General features: G+C 65.4%; 18 protein-coding genes. 8 read left to right on the forward strand and 10 right to left on the reverse strand.

Annotated features, from left to right (window positions below):
* The first annotated feature begins 65 nt into the window (after positions 1-65).
* Positions 66-1,583, forward strand: coding sequence for a hypothetical protein (locus tag P0652_RS07390; RefSeq protein ID WP_284178148.1), 1,518 nt, complete (start codon positions 66-68; stop codon positions 1,581-1,583).
* On the opposite strand, the gene P0652_RS07395 is transcribed toward P0652_RS07390, so the two are convergent.
* Together P0652_RS07395 and P0652_RS07400 are read right to left on the reverse strand one after the other, a co-directional pair.
* A complete protein-coding gene (locus tag P0652_RS07395; protein WP_284178149.1) occupies positions 1,522-3,147 on the reverse strand; it encodes a cisplatin damage response ATP-dependent DNA ligase in 1,626 nt (541 codons plus the stop codon). The genes P0652_RS07390 and P0652_RS07395 overlap by 62 nt on opposite strands.
* Complete coding sequence (locus P0652_RS07400; RefSeq protein WP_284178563.1) at positions 3,144-4,151, reverse strand: ligase-associated DNA damage response exonuclease; 1,008 nt, start codon at positions 4,149-4,151, stop codon at positions 3,144-3,146. The genes P0652_RS07395 and P0652_RS07400 overlap by 4 nt, the downstream gene beginning before the upstream one ends.
* Before the next feature lie 98 nt (positions 4,152-4,249).
* On the opposite strand from P0652_RS07400, the gene P0652_RS07405 reads away from it, so the two are divergent.
* From P0652_RS07405 to pdeM, 3 genes are read left to right on the forward strand one after another with little or no spacing between them, the layout of a single operon-like run.
* Positions 4,250-5,176: a methyltransferase domain-containing protein gene (locus P0652_RS07405; protein WP_284178150.1), complete on the forward strand. Its 927-nt coding sequence runs from the start codon at positions 4,250-4,252 to the stop codon at positions 5,174-5,176.
* A 21-nt stretch (positions 5,177-5,197) separates the two neighbouring features.
* Positions 5,198-7,693 carry a ligase-associated DNA damage response DEXH box helicase gene (locus P0652_RS07410; protein ID WP_284178151.1) on the forward strand — a complete coding sequence of 832 codons (2,496 nt, stop codon included), beginning with the start codon at positions 5,198-5,200 and terminating at the stop codon, positions 7,691-7,693.
* Entirely contained in the window at positions 7,690-8,400 is a 711-nt protein-coding gene (gene pdeM / locus P0652_RS07415; protein WP_284178152.1) for a ligase-associated DNA damage response endonuclease PdeM, read from the forward strand. Before P0652_RS07410 ends, pdeM begins: the two co-directional genes overlap by 4 nt.
* Before the next feature lie 40 nt (positions 8,401-8,440).
* On the opposite strand, the gene P0652_RS07420 is transcribed toward pdeM, so the two are convergent.
* The 3 genes from P0652_RS07420 to mscL are packed head-to-tail and all read right to left on the reverse strand — an operon-like array spanning position 8,441 to position 11,141.
* A complete protein-coding gene (locus P0652_RS07420; RefSeq protein ID WP_284178153.1) occupies positions 8,441-9,487 on the reverse strand; it encodes an AbrB family transcriptional regulator in 1,047 nt (348 codons plus the stop codon).
* The gene (locus tag P0652_RS07425) at positions 9,484-10,665 is read right to left on the reverse strand and encodes a pyridoxal phosphate-dependent aminotransferase (protein WP_284178154.1); all 1,182 of its coding nucleotides are present in this window, start codon (positions 10,663-10,665) and stop codon (positions 9,484-9,486) included. The genes P0652_RS07420 and P0652_RS07425 overlap by 4 nt, the downstream gene beginning before the upstream one ends.
* Before the next feature lie 59 nt (positions 10,666-10,724).
* Positions 10,725-11,141 carry a large conductance mechanosensitive channel protein MscL gene (mscL, locus tag P0652_RS07430; RefSeq protein ID WP_284178155.1) on the reverse strand — a complete coding sequence of 139 codons (417 nt, stop codon included), beginning with the start codon at positions 11,139-11,141 and terminating at the stop codon, positions 10,725-10,727.
* Positions 11,142-11,359: 218 nt separating this feature from the next.
* Between mscL and P0652_RS07435 the strand changes: the two genes are divergently transcribed.
* The 4 genes from P0652_RS07435 (at position 11,360) to P0652_RS07450 (ending at position 17,061) form a co-directional block, all read left to right on the forward strand.
* Positions 11,360-14,926, forward strand: coding sequence for a hybrid sensor histidine kinase/response regulator (locus P0652_RS07435; protein WP_284178156.1), 3,567 nt, complete (start codon positions 11,360-11,362; stop codon positions 14,924-14,926).
* 51 nt (positions 14,927-14,977) lie between these two features.
* Positions 14,978-15,346 (forward strand): hypothetical protein, encoded by a 369-nt coding sequence (locus P0652_RS07440; RefSeq protein ID WP_284178157.1) that lies wholly within the window; start codon positions 14,978-14,980, stop codon positions 15,344-15,346.
* Between the two features lie 37 nt (positions 15,347-15,383).
* Positions 15,384-16,400 (forward strand): DUF1775 domain-containing protein, encoded by a 1,017-nt coding sequence (locus P0652_RS07445; protein ID WP_284178158.1) that lies wholly within the window; start codon positions 15,384-15,386, stop codon positions 16,398-16,400.
* A gap of 64 nt (positions 16,401-16,464) precedes the next feature.
* The gene (locus P0652_RS07450) at positions 16,465-17,061 is read left to right on the forward strand and encodes an SCO family protein (RefSeq protein WP_284178159.1); all 597 of its coding nucleotides are present in this window, start codon (positions 16,465-16,467) and stop codon (positions 17,059-17,061) included.
* On the opposite strand, the gene P0652_RS07455 is transcribed toward P0652_RS07450, so the two are convergent.
* From P0652_RS07455 to P0652_RS07475, 5 genes are all read right to left on the reverse strand, one after another.
* On the reverse strand, positions 17,062-17,688 hold the full coding sequence (locus P0652_RS07455; RefSeq protein ID WP_284178160.1) for a 2-hydroxychromene-2-carboxylate isomerase: 627 nt from the start codon (positions 17,686-17,688) through the stop codon (positions 17,062-17,064).
* 47 nt (positions 17,689-17,735) lie between these two features.
* A complete protein-coding gene (locus P0652_RS07460; protein ID WP_284178161.1) occupies positions 17,736-18,281 on the reverse strand; it encodes a thioesterase family protein in 546 nt (181 codons plus the stop codon).
* 90 nt (positions 18,282-18,371) lie between these two features.
* On the reverse strand, positions 18,372-20,576 hold the full coding sequence (locus tag P0652_RS07465; protein WP_284178162.1) for a 3-hydroxyacyl-CoA dehydrogenase NAD-binding domain-containing protein: 2,205 nt from the start codon (positions 20,574-20,576) through the stop codon (positions 18,372-18,374).
* Positions 20,577-20,598: 22 nt separating this feature from the next.
* The gene (locus P0652_RS07470) at positions 20,599-21,807 is read right to left on the reverse strand and encodes an acetyl-CoA C-acetyltransferase (RefSeq protein ID WP_284178163.1); all 1,209 of its coding nucleotides are present in this window, start codon (positions 21,805-21,807) and stop codon (positions 20,599-20,601) included.
* Positions 21,808-21,885: 78 nt separating this feature from the next.
* Positions 21,886-23,682 (reverse strand): acyl-CoA dehydrogenase C-terminal domain-containing protein, encoded by a 1,797-nt coding sequence (locus P0652_RS07475; protein WP_284178164.1) that lies wholly within the window; start codon positions 23,680-23,682, stop codon positions 21,886-21,888.
* Between the last annotated feature and the right edge of the window lie 183 nt (positions 23,683-23,865).

A 23,865-nucleotide genomic window follows, 5' to 3' on the forward strand; every position in this document is an offset into this window, starting at 1 on the left:
GTCCATTAGAACGAAAGCAGTGTCCATTCCCGTTTCTCCCGTCGGGAGCCAGGTGATCGCCTTCCATGTCGACGGCCCTGATTTTCGCACTTGCCCTGGCGGGCCTCGGCATCCTGATGCTCACGGAACGGATGGGGATGCCGGCCTCGCTTGCCGTATCCGGAAGCTATGCGCTGATGGGACTTGCGGCGGTTGCGCTGGCGCTGCTCAACATGACGAGCCGGCTGGGCCGTTTCGTGATCGGTCATGAGCGCGGAGCGCCATTGACGGCCACCTGCCTCGCAGCAACCCTGCTCCTGACCGGGTTCTCGCTTTTCCGCCATTCGCCGGAGCCGTCTGCGCTTCTCCTGCTGGTCCTGCTGGGCTGGATCGCCGGCTTGCTGCTGGCCGGGACACGGCCCTGGCGCAATTTCAGGCAACCGCCCAAGGACCCCGCTGACCGCGATCCCCTCGCGGGTGGGAGCGGGGCACGGAAGCTCGCCGGCCTCGCCCTGCTCGTGCTCGTCATTGCTGGCGCGCTGTTCATATGGGAACGCTCCCGCCTGCTCTGGAGCCCGGTTCTCCTTGGCTCCGATCCGACGCAGATGACCAACCTCGCTCTCGTCACCGGCGCATTGCTCGTTCTGGGCGGCATGGCGGGGCTCGGGCGGCTGGCCCTCGTCGCCGTGGCCCTGACGCTCGTCATGGGCCTGCTTCCGGCAGCCGTGGAAATGCTGCGCCTTGTGCCGCAACTCTCGGAGACCGGCCTGAACCTTGAGGGGGTGAAGGGCCGGATCGCGCTCATCCCGGCTCTGCTTGAGGGTCTGGCATCCCCCTCCTGGACGCGTGTGCAGGCGGCATTGACGGGCCTCGTCTTCGGCGCCGCATCGGGCCAGGCACTGGCGCTGCTGCCCGCCCGGCGTGGCAGGGTGGCCAGCGGCGCGATTGCGATCGTCCTTGCCGGGCTCCTCTGCGGCGTGATGCTCGTCGCCGACTGGCAGATCCGCGCGGGCATCATCGAAACCCTCCGTACCACGGCGCCGGGGCAATGGCCCGGCTTCGTGTTCGATCCGGGCCTCAAGGGCTGGCTGACAACCTGCGGAAGCCAACCGGACGATCCGCTCGGCGTCGCTCTCGCCTGCGGCACCGGAACACCGCGCACGCCTTTACCGGTCGATGCCCTGCGGTTCGATGACGGTCTCGCCTTGCCGGCACTGGCTGTTTCGCTCGGCTGGCCGGTCCTGATCGGCCATGTCTGGACCGTCCTGCCAGCCTGGCTCTCCCTGATCGGGTTTCTGGTGCTGGTCCAGGTGGTCGCGACGGGCCTTTCCGAGCGGATCCTCTTCCGGCTGATGCGGCCGCGTGCCTTGCCTTCGGCGCGGCTGGCCTACGGGCGGCTCGCGGTGGTTGGCCTGGCGACCGGCATGGCGCTGTTCGGTGGGCAGATCGGCACCATGCCCATGGATTTCCTGCTCTGGGTGCAACTGGGCGCCGCTCTGTTGCTTGCGGTGGCCACGCTCGTCCGGATGGTAGAGGCGCTGGTCAGGCGTCCGGCACGGCCGGGTGTGCAGGCGCCCGCGCCAGCGTCACCTGAAGCGTCGTGAGGTGGTCAGCCTCCGCTGGCGGCTTGTCCCAGCGGATGCGATGGATTCTCGGGAAGCGCATCGCAATGCCGGATTTGTGCCGCGTCGAGGCCTGCAGCCCCTCGAAGGCGATCTCGAGCACCAGTCCCGTCCGGGCTTCATGCACCACCTCGCGCACGGGGCCGAACCGGTTGGTCGTGTTCTGCCGGACGAAGCGGTCCAGCTCGACCAGTTCGGCATCGGAGAAGCCGAAATAGGCCTTCCCGACCGGAACCAGCCTGTCCCCGTCCCAGACGCCGAAGGTGAAATCGGAATAATAGGACGAACGCTTCCCGTGTCCGCGTTGGGCATACATCAGCACGCAGTCGACGAGGCCGGGATCGCGCTTCCATTTGTACCAGTGGCCCTTGGGGCGCCCGGCGAGATAGGGTGAAGCCAGCCGCTTCAGCATGACCCCCTCGATGGCGGGATGCTCCGCGGATTGCGCGCGTTGCCTGGCCAGGTCCTCCCAGCTGTCGAAATCGATTGGCGGCGAAGCGCAGAGCCGCCCGCCATGGGCTGCGACAAGGGCGTCGAGCCTGTCCCGTCGTTCGGCCAGCGTGAGGCTTCGCAAGTCCTCCTCGCCGGCAAAGAGGCAGTCATAGGCGATGAGCTGCGCGGGAAACTCGGCCATCAGCCGTGCCGATACGGTCTTCCGGTTGAGCCGCTGCTGGACGCTGGAGAAGGGCGCGACCGCCTTTCCGTCCATCACGACGAGTTCTCCGTCAATCACCCCGTCGAAATGCAGCGCGCCGGCCAGATCCGGGAAGGCGGCGGTGATGTCGTCGCCGCTGCGCGAGAACAGGCGGATCTCGGCTGCGTTACCGCGGAGCCGCCCGGCGGCCTGCACGCGGATGCCGTCCCACTTCCATTCGGCAGAGAATTCGCGCGGATCCAGCCGGCCGAAATCCTCGTCCTCGATCGGATGGGCCAGCATGGGCGAGCGGAAGGTCAGCGCCTGGCCCGGGTCGGGCCGCGGCCCTCGCCCTTCCAGCCAGGCGAAGAGCCCGGCATAGGGGGGCTCGAGCCCGTGCCAGATCTCCTCGATCGCCGCCGCCTCGACCCCACCGAACCGCGCGAGGGCCAGCTTGGCGAGCGAGGCCGAAACACCGATTCGGAACCCGCCGGTCATCAGCTTCAGCAGGGCCCAGCGGCCGCGCTCGTCAAGCGTGTCGAGCCAGCCGGCAACAAGGCCGGCAACCTCGCGACGGGAGGCTTTCTGCAGTGTTTCGACGACGGCTCCGATCGCGCTGTCGCGGATCGGCCCGCCGGCTGGCGCGGGCCAGAGCAGGGCGATCGTCTCGGAGAGATCGCCGACATAATCATAGGAGAGAGCAAAGAGTACCGGATCGGTCCGTTCGCTGATCAGTTGCCGCAGCATGGCCGGCTTGGCCGCCGGCAGGTCGAGCGCTCCGCACAGGGCGGCAAGGCAATAGCCGCGATCCGGGTCCGGAACGGTCCGGAAATGCTCCTCCATCAGCGTCAGCTTGGCCAGGCGGCGTGGCTCGAAGGCCAGAGCTTCGATCAGGGCGGCGAAGCGGTTCATGCCGCCTCCTCGTCGCCATAGCCGACCAGCCGCAGCGGGCGTGCTGCAAGCCCGCGCTGCTGGCACCAATGGACCAGCGCGTCCTCCTGACCATGCGTGACCCAGATCTCGCCCGCCCCGGTCTCGAGGATCGTCTCCTGAAGTTCCGTCCAGTCGGCATGATCCGAGATCACCATCGGAATCTCGGCGCCCCGCTGTCGGGCCCGCGCCCGGATCCGCATCCAGCCGCTGGCCACGGCTGTCACCGGATCCGGGAAGCGCCGCGACCAGCGATCGGCCAGTGCGGAGGGTGGGCAGAGGACGATCCGCCCTGAAAGATCGCGGGACTTGCGGCCAGCCACGGGCTCGATCGGGCCGAGCAAGATGCCCCGGGCTTCGTAGTACTGCGTCACTTTCTCGAGGGCACCATGCAGCAGGATCGGCGCGTCATGGCCGCAATCGCGCAGCAGGCGGATCATCCGCTGCGCCTTGCCAAGCGAATAGGCACCGACGAGATGCGTGCGCTCCGGAAACCGGGCCAGCGAGGCGAGCAGCCGCCCGGCCTCGTCGCGCGCATCCGGATGGCGAAATACCGGCAGGCCGAACGTCGCTTCGGTCACGAAGACATCGCAAGGCTGGAGGGAGAAGGCTTCGGCCGTCGGGTCCGGCCGGCGCTTGTAATCGCCCGAGACAACGATCCGGCAGCCCTGCCATTCAAGGGTGATCTGGGCCGAGCCCAGCACGTGTCCGGCTGGATGGAAGCTGATCCGCACCCCGCCATGGGTCAGGCTCTCGCCGAACGGCATGGCCTGCTCGCTGCCGCAGAAACCTTCGCCGAGTCGGATCCGCATGATGTCCAGCGTTTCGCGCGTCGCCAGCACATGGCCGTGCCCGGCCCGGGCATGGTCGGAATGCGCATGCGTGACCAGTGCCCGCGCAACAGGGCGCATCGGATCGATATGGAAATCCCCCGGCGGGCAATAGAGGCCTTCCGGGCGGGGATGCAGCAGGGTTTCCGGGCGTATCGCCAAGGCGGTTTCCAGAATTGCTGGGTTCGAAAAGCGGAGGCCAGGATCGGTATCCGCCCTTCACATAGCGCGGGCCACGCCCTAAGGCACGGGGCATGACTGCCACGCCACCTTTCTCGACCCGCTCCTCGGGCGACATGATCGCCGACCGTCGCTACGCCTATGGCGATGCCGCCCTGGCTGAACAGGACTGGCAGGCGGCTTTCGACCTGTTCGAGCAGACCCTCGAACTGGTGCCGCATTGGCCACCCGCGCATCTCGCCCTTGCCAGGGCCGCTCTGGCCCTCGGCGAGGAGGAAACGGCCCGCGCGGCTCTGGAGCGCGTCCTGACGCTTGATCCAGCCGATCATCTCGGCGCTGCCATGCTGCTGGCGCAGATTGGCAGCAAGCCGGTCGCCGAGGCGATGCCGGCAGCCTATGTCGCAGCCCTGTTCGACGATTACGCGCCGCGTTTCGACAGCCACCTCGTCAACCAGCTTGCCTATCGCGCGCCCGAACTGCTCGTTGCCGCGCTGGACCGCCATCAGCCGGAGCGGCATTTTGCGCATGTGCTGGATCTCGGCTGCGGGACGGGTCTGATGGCCCGGGCTCTCGGCAGCCGGGCCGGCCTCGTCTTCGGGGTTGATCTCTCGCCCCGCATGGTCGCTGTTGCTGCCGAAACCAGGCTCTATGCCGGGCTTCAGGCGGGCGAACTTGTTGCCTTCCTCACACAGCAGCCGGTGGCCGGTGCCGATCTGACGATTGCTGCCGATGTCTTCTGCTATGTTCCCGATCTCGCGCCGGCCTTCGCGGAAGCCCGCCGCTGCCTCGCGCCCTCGGGAATTCTTGCCTTTACGGTGCAGACCCACCCGGGGGAAGGGGTTGTGGTCGGTGAGGATTGCCGCATCCATCACGCGCCGGGCCTCGTCCGTCACCTTGCGGTGGAAGCCGGCTTCACCCTGCTGGCCGAGGAGGAGGCCGTTTCACGCCTCGATGCCGGCAAGCCCGTGCCAGGCGCGCTCTTCCTCCTTGCCGCCCCATGACAGCCACGCCACCTTGGCCCGATGGTGTCACCCGCTGATTCCCCTCTCCCGCCGCTTTTTGCCAACTGGTTTGCCGGCCGGGGCTGGAGCCTGCGCTGGCATCAGGCCCAGCTGCTTACCCGGGCTTCGGCGCGCCGCTCCGCGCTGCTGATCGCACCGACAGGGGCCGGCAAGACGCTCGCGGGCTTCCTGCCGACGCTGGTTGAGCTGTCCGGGCCAGAGCGCAACGAGGGGCTGCACACGCTCTATATCTCGCCGCTCAAGGCGCTTGCGGTGGACATTGCCCGCAACCTCGAGGAGCCGGTGGCGGAAATGGGCCTTCCGCTCCGCATCGAGGCCCGGACCGGAGATACGCCGGCCGCGCGTCGCCAGCGCCAGATGCGCCAGCCGCCGCAGATCCTGCTCACCACGCCGGAGCAGGTGGCACTGATGATCGCCAATCCCGAGGCCCGGAAGGTCTTTTCCGGGCTGCGGCAGATCATCGTCGATGAGTTGCATGCGCTGGCGCCCGGGAAACGTGGCGATCTTCTTGCTCTCGGTCTTGCCCGACTGCGCCTTCTCGCGCCGCAAGCCATTGCTTTCGGGTTGTCCGCCACGGTGGCGGAGCCGGACAATCTCCGTCGCTGGTTGGTCGATCAGGCCGGTGGCCCGGCCATGGCTGATCTTGTCGAGGTTCCGCGCAGCCTTGCCGCTCCAGCTGATCTCCGCCTGCTCGAAACCGAGGAGCGCCTGCCTTGGGCCGGCCATTCGGCGCGGCACGCCATGGCGGAGATCTACAGCGAGATCGGCCGTCACCGGTTGACCCTCGTTTTCGTCAATACGCGGATGCAGGCGGAATTCGTGTTCCAGGCGCTCTGGGGCCTGAACGAGGAAAACCGCCGCATTGCCCTCCACCATGGCTCGCTCGATGTCGGGCAGCGACGCAAGGTCGAGGCGGCCATGGCGGCCGGCGGCCTTGATGCGGTCGTCTGCACCTCAACGCTCGATCTCGGCATTGACTGGGGCGATGTCGACCTTGTCATCAATGTCGGCGCCCCCAAGGGCGCAAGCCGGCTGCTGCAGCGGATCGGCCGTGCCAATCACCGGCTCGACCAGCCCTCCAAGGCCTATCTCGTGCCCTCGAACCGGTTCGAGGTGCTCGAATGCCACGCCGCGATCGAGGCAGCCCGGGCCGGCGAGCAGGATGCCGTAACGAGCCGGGAGGGCGCGCTCGATGTGCTGGCCCAGCATTGTCTCGGCATGACGGTGGCCGAACCGGTCCATCCGGAGGCGCTCTACCGGGAAGTCACCGCGGCGGCGCCCTATGCCGGGCTCGAACGGGAGGCTTTCGACCGCGTGATCCGCTTCGCAACGGATGGCGGCTATGCCCTTCGCGCCTATGATCGTTTCGCCAAGATCCGGCGCGATGGCGAGGGCAGGTTGCGGGTCGCCAACGCCCGGATCGCGCAGGCTTACCGGATGAATGTCGGAACGATTGTCGAATCGACGATGCTCAAGGTGCATCTCGGTTCGGCGAAAGGCGGTGCCCTGCGTTACGGCCGCCTGCTCGGCGAGATCGAGGAATACTTTGCCGAAGGCCTGACCGCTGGCGATACCTTCGTCTTTGCCGGCGAGGTTCTTCGTTTCGAGGGCATCGTCGAGGATCGTGTGGTAACCACGCGCGCGCACGGCAAGGATCCGATGATCCCCTCCTATAATGGCGGCAAGTTTCCGCTCTCGACCCATCTGGCGGCGCGGGTCCGGTCGATGCTGGCCGACCCTTCGGCCTGGGCGGGGCTGCCAGAGCAGGTCGCCACCTGGCTGGCGCTGCAGCAAGGGAAATCGGCATTGCCCGGCCCTGAAGACCTGCTGGTCGAAACCTTCCCCCGTGGCGGGCGCTACTATCTCGCGGCGTTTCCCTTCGAGGGGCGGCTTGCCCACCAGACGCTCGGCATGCTCCTGACCCGCCGCCTCGAACGCGCCAGCCTCCAGCCGCTCGGCTTCGTCGCCAATGACTATGCCATCGCGATCTGGATGCTGCGTGACCCTTCGATCCGCATCGCCGCCGAACCGGAATTTCTCGGCCGGCTCTGGGACCCCGATATGCTGGGTGATGATCTGGAGGACTGGCTGAACGAGAGCGCGCTCATGAAACGCTCCTTCCGCGCCTGCGCGGTGATTGCAGGCCTGATCGAGAGGCGCTTTCCCGGCATGGAGAAGAAGTCCCGGGCAGTGACCATGTCGACAGACCTGATCTTCGACGTGCTGCGCAAGCATGAGCCGGATCATGTTCTGCTGAAGGCTGCCCGCGCAGATGCGGCGACGGGCCTCATGGATTTGCGCCGCCTCTCCGATCTTCTGATGCGGATTCGCGGGCGAATCGTGCACCATGATCTGGCGCAGGTCTCGCCGCTTTCGGTACCGATCCTGCTGGAGATTGGCAAAGAGCCCGTCTATGGCGAGGCCCGCGACCAGGCGATCGCCGACGAGGCGGCCCGCCTGCTGGACGAGATGGGGGAGGCATTCGGAACCGCATGAGACAGGCCGCCCAGCGCAACGATGCCCGACGGCCCGTTCCGGCTCGCATCCTGCTGGCCGGCCACGAGGTGCTGCTCTTGCCGGCCGGCGCGGCTTACCTGCCGGACGAACGGCTTCTCGTCGTCGCCGATCTCCACCTCGGCAAGGGGCTCGCCTATGCCAGCGGGGGCCAGATGCTCCCGCCCTATGACAGCCTCGACACGATGCGCCGGCTGCTCGTCCTTGTTCACCACTGGCAGCCGGAGCGACTTGTGTTGCTGGGTGACAGCATTCACCGCCAGAGGCTGATGGAAGCGAGCCTGGCGCCGGTTGCGGCCGAACTGGAAGAGCTTGCCCGGTCGGTCAAGCTGGTCTGGATCACCGGCAATCACGACCCTGCCTTGTCCGGCTTGCCCGGGGAGGTGGCCGGCGAGATCGAACTGCCCGGCGCGCTGCGCCTGCGGCATGAGCCGGCCGAGGATGGTCATCCGGAAATTGTCGGCCATCTCCACCCTGCAGCGCGCCTGCCCACAAGGGCAGGGCGGCAGCGTCGGCGCTGTTTCGTTGTCGCGGAACCCCGCCTGCTCCTGCCGGCCTTCGGTGCCCTCACCGGCGCGCTCTGTGTGAGTGACCCTGCGATCGCCGGGCTTTTCCCGGCAAGCCGGAGCCGCGTCTACCTGATGCTGGGCGAGGGGCTTGCCGAATTGCCGATGACTGCCGTGTCGTAAGCGCTGCGCGTTTGATACATCGCCACGAACACGGGCCGGCTTACGAGGATGCGTCCTTGCCTGCGGCTCGCCGGGCGAGGAAGGGCAGGGCGGCCGCGATCATCACGAAACGCGCCACATGGTGCGAGGAAACATAGAGCGGATCCAGGCCCATCGCGAGGCCGAGCACCACCATGGCCTCGAGGCCACCGGGCGCGAAGGCAACCAGCGCTTCGGGGAGCGGCACATTGGCAAAGCGGGCCGTGAGCAGGGCTCCCAGCGCAGCGACCGCGACGGTGACGACCAGCAGCAGGATGCCGGGCAGGAAGAGCGATCGCACCGTCTGGAAATCGAGCCCCGAGAACCGGGAGCCGGCATAGACGCCGACGATCACCATCGCCAATGAGACGATTGCAACAGGTGGCGAACCGGTGATGAGGCCGGTGACATGGAGCAGCCCGGCCGCCGCCATTCCGCCCAGCAGGAAGGGCGCCATGATCCGCAAGGCCTGGAACAGCCAGGCCACCAGCACCGCCACCACCATCATGAGGGCGAAGGGCAGCGGGCCGATAATATCCGGTAGCGCGGTGTTGACCTCGCGCACGGCGAGGAGCGTGGCGCTGGGCAGCACCGCCACCAGCACGAACATCCGGAAGGATTGCACAGCAACGATCGGCAGCATGTTCGACCGGGTTTCGGATACCGCCGCGATTACGGCGGAGAGCGCGCCCGGCACCGAGGCGAACATCGCGCTGTTCCGGTCCCACCCGAAAAGCCGGACAAGCGCCAGCCGGCCGGCAAAGACAATGGCCAATGTGGTCAGCGCGAGGATCAGTAGCGAGACCGGATAGCGCTCCAGTGCGCGCAGCATTTCCGGTGTGATGGCGCTGCCGGTCAACGCTCCGGCAAAGAGCATCCCGAGATCGCGCACCGAATCCGGCATGACCGGCTTCACCCCGATCACGATGAGCAGGACCGAACCGACCATGGCGCCCGAAAGCCAAGGAGCGGGCAGCCGGAGCAGAAAGAAGACATAGCCGCCGACCAGTCCGGCGCCGATTGTCAGGATCAGCCGGCCCCAGACCGGCAGGGCACCGACCCCGGTCACAGCCGCGCCACCGCCTCCACCAGCCGGTCTGCCGCCATGGCGATATCCTCCGATTTCCGGAGGTAACACAGGCGGAGGAAGCCCTCGCCGCCGGCGCCGAACGCCGTCCCGGGGGCAAGACCGACATTCGCCTCGTCGATCAAGCGGAAGGCGAGTTGCCGTGTATCTCCGACGCCTTCGATTCCGAAGAAAAGGTAGAATGCCCCGGCAGGCGGCGCCATGCGAAACCGGTTCTGCCGGGAAAAGGCCTCCAGCAGGATCTGCCGGTTCCTCCGCGCCCGTTCCACCTGCCCGGCGATCAGGGCCTCGCCCTCGCGGATGGCGGTTTCGGCGGCGCGCTGGATAAAGACTGGGGCGCCCGAGCTCGAATACTGGATCAGGTTCACGATGGTCGGGCCAAGGACGGCCGGTGACTCGATCCAGCCGAGGCGCCAGCCGGTCATCGCCCAGTTCTTCGACATGGTCTGAACGAAGAGCAGGCGGTCATCCTCGCGCATCACATCGCGGAAGGACGGGGCGCGGGGGCCGTCGAAATAGAATCGACCATAGATCTCGTCGGCGATGATCCAGAAACCGTGACGGCGGGCCAGATCCATCAGGAATCGAATTTCCTCCGCGCTTGCGGTCCAGCCGGTTGGATTGGCTGGCGAATTGATGACCATCGCCCGCGTCTTCGGACCGACTGCCGCTGCAAGGGCTTCAAGATCAAGCTGCCAGCCTGTCGTTCCGAAGCGCATCGGCACTTCACGCGGAGTGGCGCCGGAAACCGTCAGGGCACCGATGAAATTGGGCCAGGCCGGCGTAGGCACGATGACCTCGTCACCCGCGCCGGCGACCATGGTTACCGCGATCTGCAGGGCATGCATGCCGCCGGATGTGACATAGATCCGGTCGGCGGAGACGGGTGTGCCGTACATGCCGCCGAGATAGGTGGCAATCGTTTCCCGAAGGCTCGGAAGGCCAGCCTGATACGTGTAGAAGGTCTCGCCCGCGGCGAGCGAGGCGCTGGCGGCCGCGGTGATCGAGGCCGGCGTGGGCATGTCGCCCTCGCCGACCCAGAGCGGGATGAGGCCCGGCCGGCCTCTTCCGTAATCGAAGACCTCGACGATCCCGCTTGACGGGGCTTGCGCGGCGTTTGCCCGGATCGGGTACGCCGAAGAAAGGGAAGGACTCATCATCGGGGCGTTATGCTTCGAAAGCAGCAGGCATTCAACCAACCACGGCGGGCCGGCGACCCTTATTTCTTGAGCAGGTCACGGATTTCCATCAGCAGCTTTTCCTGGGCCGGTGGCTCGGCCGGCGCGGCAGGGGCCTCGGCGGCCTGCTGCTGCTTGAGCCGGTTCATGCCCTTGACGACCATGAAGAGCACCCACGCGATAATGACGAAATTGATCGAGACCGTCAGGAACTTGCCGTAGGCGAGAACGGCACCCTGCTTGGCCGCATCCGCGACGTTGGTGGCCGTCACGGATTTGCTGAGCGCCAGAAAGTAATTGTCGAAGTTCAGCCCGCCGACGATCGCGCCGATCAGCGGCATGAAAATGTCACCTACCATGGAATCGACAATCTTGCCGAAAGCGGCACCAATGATCACGCCGATGGCGAGATCGACAACATTGCCCTTCAGGGCAAATTCCTTGAATTCCTTCAACATGGCATTCCCCTTCACGCCGTTGAATCCGCACCCGCCGGGCTCATATCCGGCCCTGCCAGGCAAGTCTTGGAAACAAAACCTTGACCATGCAAGGATTTTGGCGGGATGCCCGGCTTTCTCCCCCGCAAAGATCAGGGCTTCCTTGTCCGAGAGTCGACTTGCGGGTTCGGCAAGAGCATGAAATCCTGCTTTCCCGGCCAACGGAACAAGGAAAAACCATGCTCGCCGGCTGGGTCGCGCTCATTGCCGCGCTGCTGTACCTGTTCGCTCTGTTCGCGATAGCGCATTATGGCGATACGCGGGGCCGCTGGCTCATGCGGGGACGCCTGCGGCCAACCATCTATGCGCTGACGCTTGCTGTCTATTGCACCTCCTGGACCTTTCTCGGCTCTGTCGGACTGGCCTCGCGCAGCGGCTTCGACTTCCTGCCGATCTATCTCGGTCCGCTGATCGGGATCCTGATCGGGCTTCCGCTGATCGCCCGGATCACCAATATTGCGAAATCCCAGCGCATCACCTCGGTGGCGGATTTCATCGGCGCCCGCTACGGCAAAAGCAGCAAGGTCGCGGGGATGGTGGCGATCATCGCCGTGGTCGGAACCATCCCCTACATTGCGCTGCAGCTGAAGGCGATCTCGGCCTCGCTCGAGATCATCGTCTTCCGCGAGCAGGGCGTGCCGATGACGCAGGGCTTCAGCCTGATCGGCGATGTCTCGCTGCTGGTGACCGTGGTGCTGGCTGCCTTCGCCATCGCGTTCGGCACACGCCATATCGACGCGACCGAGCATCAGGACGGGCTGATGCTGGCGGTTGCCGCTGAATCCCTGATCAAGCTGCTGGCCTTCCTCGCCGTCGGAATTTTCGTCGTCTACTGGATGTTCAACGGGTTCGATGACCTGTTCCGGCAGGCACGGGAATTCCCGCCGGCGGCGCGCGTGCTCTCGACAGGGCCGGACCCGTGGGTCTGGACAACAACCACGGCGCTGGCTGCCTGCGCCATCTTCCTGCTGCCGCGCCAGTTCCATGTCATGGTGGTGGAGAATCGGAACACGGAAGATCTCAGGCGCGTCGCCTGGCACTTCCCGGCCTATCTCGTGGCGATCAACATCTTCGTGATCCCCATCGCGCTGGCAGGCTGGCTGATCTTCCCCGAGACCGGGATCGACCGGGACTTCATGGTCCTGTCCCTGCCCCAGTTCGCGCATGCCGGCTGGATCGCGCTCATCGCCTTCATCGGTGCGCTCTCGGCGGCTACCGCCATGGTGATTGTCGAATCCGTCGCCTGCGGGATCATGATATCGAATGATCTCGCCATGCCTTTCCTCCTGCGGCGGATGAATCTCCGGCCCAAGGATGCTCTGGAGGACGGCGAGCAAACGGTTCGTTCGAGCGCCGACATGGTCGAGATGGTGCTGACGATCCGCCGCGTGGCGGTTGTCGTCATCCTGTTTCTCGGATTTGCTTATTACCGCTCCAGCGAAAAGGCCGCTTTGGCCTCGATCGGATTGCTTTCCTTTGCTGCGATCGCCCAGCTTGTTCCGGCCTTTTTCGGGGGCCTGTTCTGGCAGCGCGCCAATGCACAGGGGGCGCTGGCGGGGCTGGCCATCGGGTTTCTCAGCTGGCTCTACCTCCTGTTCCTGCCCACCCTTGCCGGGTCGGAAGGCTTCATCCACCACGTTGTCCGGGACGGACCATTCGGGCTGAGCTTCCTTGCACCATCGAGCATCCTCAGTCCTCACCTGCCCAATTTGGTCCAGGGTGTGGGAATTTCGCTTGGTCTTAACTTGCTGGCCTTCGTCACGATCTCGCTGCTGCGCGAGCCGACGCCGATCGAGCGCCTGCAGGCAAGCCTGTTCACGGGGCCGGAAGCGGCGACCTCGGGGCCGGGCTTCAAGCTCTGGCGCAGTGCGGTCAATGTCGATGACCTCAAGACCACGGTTGGCCGCTATCTCGGCGAGGAGCGGACCAGCCGCGCCTTCCGGTCGTTCGAGGACCAGCGCGGTCTCGCTTTCAGCCCGGGGCAGGAAGCCGATGCGCATACGATCCGCTTTGCCGAGCAGCTTCTGGCCTCGGCAATCGGTGCGGCCTCCTCGCGCCTCGTCCTCTCGCTGATGCTCAGGCGGCGGAACGTCTCGACCGAAGCGGCCCTCAAGCTGCTCGACGATGCGTCGGCTGCGATCCAGTATTCACGGACCTTGCTGCAGCATGGGCTGGATCATGCCCGCCAGGGCGTCACCGTGTTCGACCAGGATCTTCGGTTGATGTGCTGGAACCGTGCTTTCCAGGACCTGTTCGACCTGCCGGCCGATCTGGTGCGGTTCGGCGTCGGGCTGGACGAGATCGTGAGCTACAACGCCAAGCGGGGCCTATACGGCAAGTCGCCCCGTGCCGACGTCATCGCCCGGCGGATCGCCTCGTTGGTGCAGGAATCGGAGCCGCAGCGGCTCCGGCTGACGCCGTCGAACCGGGTGATCGAGATCCGTTCGAACCACCTGCCGGATGGTGGCCTTGTCACCACCTACACTGACATCACCGAAGCCGTGCAGGCCGAGAAGGCGCTGGAAGATGCCAATGCCACGCTGGAAAGGCGCGTCCGGCAGCGAACCGACGAATTGACCCAGGCGAACCGGGCGCTTGGGCGTGCCAAGCTCGATGCGGATGAAGCCAACGCCTCCAAGACGCGCTTCCTCGCTGCAGCCAGCCACGACATCATCCAGCCACTCAACGCGGCGCGGCTCTATTCGGCGGCGCTCTCGGAAGCGCTCAAGGGACAGGATAACGCGGAACTGGCCGAAAATGTCGGCGCATCACTGAATGCGGTCGAGGAAATCCTGTCGGCTCTGCTCGAGATTTCGCGGCTGGATGGCGGCAAGATGCAGCCCGAGATCACCAGCTTCAAGATCGGCGAGTTGCTGGCGCAGATGCAGATCGAATTCGATCCCATCGCCCGGGCCAAGGGGATCCGTCTGACGATCCTGCCCAGCAGCCTTGTCGTGCGCAGCGACAGGCGGCTGATGCGTCGGCTGCTGCAGAACCTCGTCTCGAACGCGATCAAATACACCGTCAAGGGGCATGTCCTCGTGGGCATGCGCCGTCGCGGAGAGCATGTACTCCTTGTGGTCGGCGATACGGGCATCGGCATTCCGAGCAGCAAGCACAAGGCGATCTTCAAGGAGTTCCAGCGCCTGGACCAGGGCGCCCGGATCGAGCGGGGCCTCGGGCTCGGCCTCTCGATCGTCGAGCGCATCGTCAAGGTGCTCGATCTCGATCTCTCCCTCGAATCGCGGCCGGGGCGCGGCACCATGTTCCGCGTCTCGATTCCGCGGGCCCCCGAATCAGTCGCCCTGCCGGAACCGGATCAGCGGGACCTGCCCCATGCGACGAGCTATTCCCCGCTGGTCGGGTTGCATGTCGTGGTGATCGACAACGAACCGACCATCCTTGACGGGATGCAACGCCTTCTGACCGGCTGGGGCTGCCAGGTCCTCACGGCCGGCCATGCCGCCGAGGCGATGGAGAAAGCCGGGCAGGCGAAGGTGATCCCGGCGATCGCGCTCGTCGATTACCAGCTGGACGATGGCCATGGCCTCGATGCGATCCGCCGGCTGCGCTGGCGCTACGGATCTGACCTGCCGGCCGTGCTGATTACGGCAGACCGGTCTCCCGAGGTCCGGGAGGAGGCCGCGTCGGAGAATGTCCAGATCCTCAACAAGCCGATCCGCCCCCCCAGCCTGCGGGCGCTGCTCGCGCAACTGACATTGCAATCGCCCCGAGCGGCGGAATAGGTCGCAGGGAGCTGCCTTGCGATGCATCTGCCGGGAGACTAAGAGAGGGGGATGACCCGATCCGCCTACGCCCCGCTGCGCCATGCGCTGGCCGTCCTGGCCTGCATGCTGCTGTTGCTGGGCGGCGTGGCCCAGCAACGCGCCTTCGCGACAAAGCTGGGCAAGGCCGGCAACCCGGGCGCCATGGCAATGTGCCTGCCGGGCATGGCGGCGCCGGACGGGGCTGAGCTTCCTCCGGCTCCCCTGCATGATTGTTTCGAATGCTGCCTCGGCGCCCTGCCAGGCTTTGTTGCTCCGTTGGCCTGTCCTGTCGAGCACCCCCTGCCGGCTGGCTTGGCTGTTCTTCCGACGGACTGGACCAATCCCCTTCCGGGCCTGATGGCCCGCGCCTGTTCGAGAGGACCACCGGGAAACGCCTGAGCGCTTTATCCCTTCCTCTATTGAACAGGACAGATCCATGTTGACGATTTTCCCGCGCCGTCCGGCGCTGCTGGCCCTTGCCAGCTTTCCTTTGCTCCTCTCCGCCCAGCCAGGCCTCTCCCATGCCACGTTCGAGAACGGGCAGGCAGCACAGAACAGCACCTACAAGGCGGTTATCCGCATTCCGCATGGCTGCGACGGGCAGGCCACGCAGACTGTCCGCGTCGCGATTCCGGAAGGCGTCATCGCCGTGAAGCCGATGCCCAAGGCCGGCTGGACCGTGCAGACGACCAAGACCACCTATGCCAAGCCCTACAGCCTCTATGGCCGCGAGGTGAAGGAAGGCGTTTCCGAGATCGTCTGGTCGGGCGGACAGCTTGGTGATGATCAATATGACGAATTCGTCTTCCAGGCCCGGATGACCGATCGCCTCCCGCCCATGCAGATGGTCCATATCCCGGTGGTCCAGGAATGCGCGACGGCGAAGGTCAGCTGGACCGAGATCCCGGCCAGCGGGCAGGATCCACATGCCCTGAAATTCCCGGCGCCGGGCATCCGGATCGTTGCTGCGAACCAGCAGGTTGCGCAGCACCAGCATCACCATGGCGCGCAGGCTGCCCCGACCGCTTCGGCAGTGCAGGTCATCCGGGCCGGTGATCTCGAGATCACCGCGCCGTGGAGCCGTGCCACGCCGGGCGGCGCGAAGGTGGCTGGCGGCTTCATGCGCATCACCAACAAGGGCGCAGCCCCGGATCGCCTCATCGGCGGCTCGGTCGAGATTGCCGGCATCTTCGAGGTTCATGAGATGCGCATGGACGGCAATGTCATGCGGATGCGCGCGCTCGAGAAGGGCCTCGAGATCAAGCCGGGAGAAACCGTCGAGCTCAAGCCAGGCGGCTACCATGTCATGTTCATTGACCTCCGGAAGCCGCTGAAGGCGGGCGACGCGGTCAAGGGAACGCTGGTCTTCGAGAAGGCCGGTACGGTCGAGGTGAGCTATACCGTCCAGACCATGGGCGGTGGCGGGCATGATCACGGCCAGCACAAGCATTGACGCTCCCGGCGATCCGGCTCCGGCCGGGTCGCCCCTTTCCAACCCCCTCGGGAGGAACCTTGCCATGAACGCCCTGCGCTGGATCCGCTATACCGTCTGGGCCGCGATCGCCATCCTGACGGGCGCGATGCTCTTCCTGCTGCTCAGCCCCGAAAAGGAGACCGGCACGGGCGTTCCGTCGATTGGCGGTCCGTTCGAACTGGCCGCCCATGATGGCAGCCGTATCAGCGCCGCCAACCTGGCTGGCAAGCCCTATGCGCTGTTCTTCGGCTTCACGCATTGCCCGGATGTCTGCCCGACCTCGATGATGGAGATCACCAATGATCTCGTCGCGCTTGGCAGTGCGGCGAAGGATTTCCGGGTCTATTTCGTGACGGTCGATCCCGCTCGGGATACGGCGGCGCTGCTGAAGGACTATGTCGGCTCCTTCGATGCCCGGATTGTCGGGCTGGTTCCGAAGGATGAAGCCGAACTCGCCGCCATGGCGAGGATGTTCCGCGCCATTTATCGGCGCGTCGAGACGCCGAGCGGCTACACGATGGACCACACGGCCTCGATCTATCTCATGGATGGCAAGGGTCAGTTTTTCGGCACGCTCGATTCCAAGGAGACCCCGGCCGTGCGGCAGGCCAAGTTGAAGCGGTTGCTCGCCCGCGGTTGATCAGGCATCGCCCGTCGACGAGTAGGGCGGGCGCCCACTCACAAGTGCCGCCTCGAGCAGGTCGAGCCGGTCCTGCCCCCAGAAGATCTCGCCATCCAGAACATAGCTCGGCGCACCGAAGACATTGGTGGCCAAAGCCCAGTCCCGGTTGGCCTCGTATTCGCTTCGCATGGTGGAGGAACGCGCGAGATCGAGCAGGTCGGCCGGCAGGCGGGTTTCAGCCAGCAGCCGGATGATCGTGTTCTCGTCGGCGAGGTTCTCCTGCCGGGCCCAGATGGCGCGATGTGCGGCACGGAGATAGCCTTCCGGCGACAGACCGCGCGCAACCGCCGCCAATGTGACACAATCCGCCAATGTCGGATCGAACGGCACGCCCGCCGGTTTCAGCACGAGAGGCAGGTCGCGGATCGCCCGCCAACGCTGCAATTCGACAAGGCGATAGGCCTGCCGGGCAGGATGACGCTTCGCCAGCGGCAAGCCACCGGTTTCGCTGAAAACATTGAGCAGGAGAACCGGGCGATAGCGGATGACGGCATCATGCCTCGCCGCGATCCTGTGCAGGAAATCGAAGCCGAGATAGGCCCACGGGCTCATGAGCGTGAAAAGATAATCGATCGTGCGGGACATGCCATTCTCCGGAAGGAACGGCATAGAAGGCCGGATCGGTGGTCAGGTCAACGCCGCTTCAACCCGTCTTCCACGGTCAGGAAGGCCTCGATTTCCGGATCGAAGGCCGGCGAGTCACCCTCATAACCAACAAGCCGGACCAGCCGTTCGGCCGGCACGAATTGCCGCTCGCGGCGCGAATAGAGGCCGCCACGCACGAGGGCGAGCGCGGCTGTCATCGGCTCGCCTCCCGCGCCCTTCGTGATGAAGCGATGCTCCATCACGAAGGTGGTCGCCCGCCAGCAGACGATGCGGGATTCCAGCGTGAAACTCTGGAACGGCTTGAGCTCCCGGCGATAGCGGATGGCGCTGCCGGAGAGCATGGGCAGCAGCCCCTCCTTGAGCACGGCCCGCCAGAGGCCGGTCTGGAGAAGCAGGTCGGTCCGCCCGAGATCGGCAATCGTCAGGTAACGGCCGTTATTCATGTGAAGATTGGTGTCGATATCGTTCGGCCAGACGCGGAAATGCAGGCGGGAGACGCCGAAGGGCGGCTCGATCCGCGCGCGGAAGGGCGCCGTGAGGAACAGCCAGAGCACCCGGAACCAGAGATTCATGCCGTCAGTTCCCTGAGGGCCGGCCGACAGGCACCGGCAGCCCGATTGGCCGGAAAGAGGAAGGGCCCGGTATGGACCGGGCCCTGACGATCAGGCGGCCGCCTTGTGCGGGTTGAACCGCCCGTAGAAGGTCTCGCCCTTGCGGGCCATGGCGCGGAGCAACTTGTTCGGCTTGAACCTCTCGCCATGCTTCGCGGCCAGCTTTTCGCAGAGCGCGACGAAGGCCTTGGTGCCCATGCGGTCGATATAGGAGAGCGGACCGCCGGTATAGGGCGCAAAGCCGAAGCCGAGGATTGCGCCGACATCCGCCTCGCGGACATCGGTGATGACCTTCTCCTCGACCGTGCGGGCCGCTTCGAGGGCCTGCACCACGAGCAGGCGATCGACGATTTCCTGGCGATCGATGCCATCGGCAACGAGCTTTGTCTTCTGCAGGTCGGCGAGGCCGGGCCAGAGCTTCTTGCCCGTGGGCGCGTAGTCGTAGAAGCCCTTGCCGTTCTTGCGGCCGAAGCGCTCCAGATCGACGACCATGGTCTTGAGCAGGGCTTCCTGTTTCGCATCCACGGCGGCGGCGCCGAGATCCTTCTTCGTCGCCTGGAGGATCTTCCAGCCGAGATCGAGGGCCACCTCGTCATTGAGCGAGAGCGGGCCGACCGGCATGCCGGCCTTCTTGGCCATATTCTCGATCATGGCCGGGGGCACGCCCTCGGCCAGCATCAGATGGCCTTCGCGGATATAGTTCAGCACGCAGCGATTGGCGAAGAAGCCGCGGCAATCATTGACGACGATCGGCGTCTTCTTGATGGCGCGGACGAAGTCGAGCGCCGTGGCAAGGGCCCGGTCACCCGTGCGCTTGCCGAGGATGATCTCGACCAGCAGCATCTTCTCGACCGGCGAGAAGAAATGGATGCCGACGAACTGGCTCGGCCGTTCGAAATTCTCAGCCAGCGAGGAAATCGGCAGGGTCGAGGTATTCGAGGCGAAGATCGTGCGGCGGCCGATGACCCCCTGGACCTTCTTGATGACCTCGGCCTTGACGGTACGATCCTCGAAGACGGCCTCGACCACGAGGTCGCAGCCCTTGAGGGCGTTGAAATCAGAGGTCGCGTTGATGCGGGCGAGCAGGGCTTCCCGGTCAGCACTCTTGGCGCGGCCCTTCATGACCTGGTCCGACATCAGCTTGTGCGAATAGGCCTTGCCCTTGTCGGCGGCTTCCTGATCCCGATCCACCAGAACCACGTTGAGGCCGGCCAAAGCCGAGACATAGGCGATGCCGGCGCCCATGAAGCCGGCGCCGACAATGCCGACGCGTTTGATCTTGAGCGGCGGCACCTTGGCGGGGCGGCGTGCGCCCTTTTCCAGCTCGCCCTTGGAGATAAAGAGCGAGCGGATCATCGCCGCGGCTTCCGGCGTCTGGAGGATATGCGCGAAGTAGCGGCTCTCGATGCGCAGGGCGAGATCCATCGGCACCTGCAGCCCTTCATAGACCGCCTGCAGGATCGCCTTGGCGGCGGGGTAATTGTCCTGCGTCTCGCGGCGGTAGATCGCATTGGCCGGCGGCCAGATCATCATGCCGGCCGGCGAATGGACCTTGTTGGACGGGTTCTTGAAACCCTCTACATCCCAGGGGGCCTTGGCCGAACCGCCAGCCTTGATCCATTCCTTCGCAGTCTCGACGAGCTTGTCGCGCGGGACCACGGCATGGACGAGATTCATGGCCTTGGCCTGGGCCGGCTTGATCTGGTCACCCTTGAACAGCATCTGCAGGGCATCGCCGGTCTGCATCAGGCGGGCGACACGCTGCGTGCCGCCAGCGCCGGGGAAGAGCCCGACCTTGATTTCCGGCAGGCCGACACGCGTCTTGTCGCTGTCCGAGAGCACCCGAAAATGGCAGGACAGCGCAAGTTCGAACGCACCGCCGAGGCAGGTGCCGTTGACGGCTGCCGCGAAGGGCTTGCCGCAGGTTTCCAGCTTCCGGTACAGGCGCGACAGGCGCGACGAGGCCTCGAAGAAGAAGGCCATCGCCTCTTCCTCGCCCTTTGTCTTTGCCAGCTTGCGGAACTCGCCGCCAAGGCCCTGCAGCATGGTCAGGTCGGCGCCGCCGGAAAAGGCTTCCTTGCCGGAGACGATGACGCAGCCCTTGATGGCTTCCGCGCCGGCGACATGATCGACCACCTGGCCAAGCTCCGCCATCACCGCTTCGGTGATCACGTTCATGGAGCGGCCCGGCATGTCCCAGGTCAGGAGAGCGATGCCATCGGCGTCTGTTTCGAAACGAAAGTTCTCGAGTTTCATGGGGGGAATCCTTTCGTTTCGATCAGACGCGTTCGACGATCATCGCCGTGCCCATGCCATGGGCGACGCAGAGGGTGACGAGGCCGGTCGAGAGGTCGCGGCGCTCGAGTTCGTCGATCACCGTGCCGAGGATCATCGCCCCGGTCGCCCCGAGCGGATGGCCCATGGCGATGGCGCCGCCATTGACATTGACCTTCGCCGGGTCGAGGTCGAACGCCTGGAGATAACGCAGGACGACGGCCGAGAAGGCTTCGTTGATCTCGATCAGGTCGATATCCTTGATCGACATGCCGGTGCGGGCGAGAAGCTTCTCGGTCACGTCGACCGGGCCGGTCAGCACGAGGGCGAGATCGGAGCCGAGGCTGGCAAAGCCGCGGATCCGGGCACGCGGCTTCAGGCCTGCCTTGCGGCCGGCGGCCTTGTTGCCAACGAGCACCGCGGCAGCGCCATCCACGATGCCGGAGGAATTGCCGGCATGATGGACGTGATTGATGGTCTCGACTTCCGGATGGCCCTGGATGGCGACGGCATTGAAGCCGCCCTGCTCGCCCATCATCGCGAAGGAAGCCTTCAGGCCGCCAAGCGTCTGCATGTCGGTATTCGGGCGGATCGTCTCGTCCTTGCCGAGGATGGTCAGGCCGTTGACATCGCGGACCGGAACCACCGATTTCCCGAAGCGACCCTCTTCCCAGGCCTTGGCGGCGCGCTTGTGGCTCTCGACGGCGAAGGCGTCGACATCATCCCGCGTGAAGCCATATTTCGTGGCGATCAGGTCCGCCGCGACGCCCTGCGGCGAGAAATAGGACGGGATGGCCACGCTGGGATCGACCGCCGGCAGCATGCCTGAGGCACCCATGCCGACGCGGCTCATGGATTCGACGCCGCCGCCGATCACGATGTCCTTCTGCCCAGCCATGACCTGCGCAGCTCCGAAGGCGACCGCGTCGAGCCCGGAGGCGCAGAAGCGGTTGATCTGGATGCCGGGCACGCTCTCGCCGAAGCCGGCCGCGATGGCTGCCGAACGGGCGATGTCACCCGAGGCCTCGCCGACCGGATCGACGCAGCCGAGGACGACGTCATCCACCAGCTTCGGATCAAGCCCGTTGCGCTTCTGGACCGCGCGCAGGGTCGTTTCGGCCAGGCGCACGGCCGTGACCTCGTGGAGCGAGCCATCGGCCTTGCCCTTGCCGCGCGGGGTCCGCACATGATCGTAGATGAAAGCTTCGGCCATCCTGGGCCTCCCTTGGGGTGAGTTCGGTTTTGGGCGGATGATCCTTCCGGGGAAGGATCGCGCCAGAGGTCGGTCCGATCAGAAGCGATCGGCCGGGAGAGACATGATCGCATCCGCGCCCGAGGTGATGCGGGCGAGCTGGGCGCCGGTTTCCGGCAGCATGCGCTCGGCGAAGAAGCGGGCAAGGACCAGTTTGGTTTCAAGCCGCTCAGTCGAGCCATTCGCGCCTTCCGCCAGTTTCGCCTGCGCGGCCTTGACCTGCAGCGCCCACATATAGCCGAGGGCGACGAGGCCGAAGAGATGCATGTAGTCGGTCGAGCCGGCGCCGGCATTGTCGGGCTTGGCCATGGCATTCTGCATGAACCACATCGTGGCCTGCTGGAGATGGCCGAGGCTCTTCCCGAGCGCGCCGAGCAGCGGCTTCATGCCTTCGTCGGCCTCGTTCGCCTTGATGAAGCCCTGCACCTCGTTGAAGAAGGTCATGACGGCGCGGCCGCCATCGCGCGGGAGCTTACGGCCCACGAGGTCGAGCGCCTGGATGCCATTGGCGCCTTCGTAAATCATGGCGATGCGGGCATCGCGCACGAACTGGCTCATGCCCCATTCCTCGACATAGCCATGGCCGCCGAACATCTGCTGCGCCTTCACCGCGTTGTCGAAGCCGACATCGGTCAGCACGCCCTTGAGCACCGGCGTCATCAGGCCGAGATGGTCGTCGGCTTCCTGACGAGCCTTGGTATCCTCCGAGCGATGGGCGACGTCGCTCTTCAGCGCCGTCCAGAGCACGAAGGCGCGGGCAGCCTCGTTGAAGGCACGGATCGAGAGCAGCGTGCGGCGCACATCCGGGTGCACGATGATCGGATCCGCCGCCTTGGCCGGTTCCTTCGTGCCGGTAAGGGCGCGGCCCTGCAGGCGGTCCTTCGCATAGGCGACAGCGTTCTGATAGGCGACTTCCGACTGGGCAAGGCCCTGGATGGCGACGCCGAGGCGAGCTTCATTCATCATCACGAACATCGCATTGAGACCACGATGCTCGGCGCCGACGAGCCAGCCGACCGCGCCGTCATAATTCATGACGCAGGTGGCATTGCCGTGGATGCCCATCTTGTGCTCGATCGAACCGCAGGAAACAGGGTTCCGGGCGCCAAGGCTGCCATCCGGCTGCGGCATGAATTTCGGCACCACGAAGAGCGAGATGCCCTTCACGCCTTCCGGTGCGCCCTCGATCCGGGCGAGCACCAGGTGGATGATGTTCTCGGCAAGGTCATGCTCGCCGGCGGAGATGAAGATCTTCGTGCCTGTAATCTTGTAGGTGCCATCGCCCTGCGGGACGGCCTTGGTCTTGATCAGGCCGAGATCGGTGCCGCAATGGGGCTCCGTGAGGTTCATCGTGCCGGACCAGCTGCCGTCAATCATCTTCGGCAGATAGGTGCGCTTGATCTCCGGCGAGGCGTGCTCGTTGAGCGCGGCGATCGCGCCCATGGTCAGGCCGGGATACATCGAGAAGGCCATGTTCGCGGAGGAGGCGAATTCGTTCATGATGGCGCCGACCGTGTAGGGCAAACCCTGTCCGCCATATTCCGGATCGGCGGAAAGCCCGACCCAGCCGCCGCCGGTATAGGCGTCATAGGCTTCCTTGTAGCCCTTCGGCGTGGTTACGCGGCCATCTTCATGCCGCGTGCAGCCTTCCAGATCACCCGAGCGGTTCACCGGCGCCAGCACCTCCTCGCAGAGCTTGGCGCCTTCCGAGAGAATCGCTTCGAGCATGTCCGGCGAAAGGTCCGAGAAGCCGGGCAGATTGCCGTATTTCTCGATGCCGAACACATCATGGAGCAGGAAGGTCACGTCTTCGGTGGGGGCGCGATAGCTGGGCATGGGTTTCCTCCGGCACGGTATTGGATCCGCACATATGGTTCACATATAAACTATCTCACGGGTTGGCAAGAGGCTTTTCGCGCAGCGTCGCGGAAATCTGGTCAAAACCAAGGTAAAAGTGCAAATGCCGACAAAAAACGGGGGCAACGCCGTGCCTTGCCCCCGCTTCTTCGCCCCGTTTTG

The sequence above is a fragment of the Rhabdaerophilum sp. SD176 genome, assembly GCF_030143245.1.
GTDB lineage: Bacteria > Pseudomonadota > Alphaproteobacteria > Rhizobiales > Beijerinckiaceae > Rhabdaerophilum.

Bases quoted from the DNA above. Each gene is read 5' to 3' on its own strand.
- P0652_RS07390 (WP_284178148.1), top strand. From the start codon at position 66: ATGTCGACGGCCCTGATTTTCGCACTTGCCCTGGCGGGCCTCGGCATC.
- P0652_RS07395 (WP_284178149.1), bottom strand. From the start codon at position 3,147: ATGAACCGCTTCGCCGCCCTGATCGAAGCTCTGGCCTTCGAGCCACGC.
- P0652_RS07405 (WP_284178150.1), top strand. From the start codon at position 4,250: ATGACTGCCACGCCACCTTTCTCGACCCGCTCCTCGGGCGACATGATC.
- P0652_RS07410 (WP_284178151.1), top strand. From the start codon at position 5,198: ATGGTGTCACCCGCTGATTCCCCTCTCCCGCCGCTTTTTGCCAACTGG.
- pdeM (WP_284178152.1), top strand. From the start codon at position 7,690: ATGAGACAGGCCGCCCAGCGCAACGATGCCCGACGGCCCGTTCCGGCT.
- P0652_RS07425 (WP_284178154.1), bottom strand. From the start codon at position 10,665: ATGATGAGTCCTTCCCTTTCTTCGGCGTACCCGATCCGGGCAAACGCC.
- mscL (WP_284178155.1), bottom strand. From the start codon at position 11,141: ATGTTGAAGGAATTCAAGGAATTTGCCCTGAAGGGCAATGTTGTCGAT.
- P0652_RS07435 (WP_284178156.1), top strand. From the start codon at position 11,360: ATGCTCGCCGGCTGGGTCGCGCTCATTGCCGCGCTGCTGTACCTGTTC.
- P0652_RS07440 (WP_284178157.1), top strand. From the start codon at position 14,978: ATGACCCGATCCGCCTACGCCCCGCTGCGCCATGCGCTGGCCGTCCTG.
- P0652_RS07445 (WP_284178158.1), top strand. From the start codon at position 15,384: ATGTTGACGATTTTCCCGCGCCGTCCGGCGCTGCTGGCCCTTGCCAGC.
- P0652_RS07450 (WP_284178159.1), top strand. From the start codon at position 16,465: ATGAACGCCCTGCGCTGGATCCGCTATACCGTCTGGGCCGCGATCGCC.
- P0652_RS07455 (WP_284178160.1), bottom strand. From the start codon at position 17,688: ATGTCCCGCACGATCGATTATCTTTTCACGCTCATGAGCCCGTGGGCC.
- P0652_RS07460 (WP_284178161.1), bottom strand. From the start codon at position 18,281: ATGAATCTCTGGTTCCGGGTGCTCTGGCTGTTCCTCACGGCGCCCTTC.
- P0652_RS07465 (WP_284178162.1), bottom strand. From the start codon at position 20,576: ATGAAACTCGAGAACTTTCGTTTCGAAACAGACGCCGATGGCATCGCT.
- P0652_RS07470 (WP_284178163.1), bottom strand. From the start codon at position 21,807: ATGGCCGAAGCTTTCATCTACGATCATGTGCGGACCCCGCGCGGCAAG.
- P0652_RS07475 (WP_284178164.1), bottom strand. From the start codon at position 23,682: ATGCCCAGCTATCGCGCCCCCACCGAAGACGTGACCTTCCTGCTCCAT.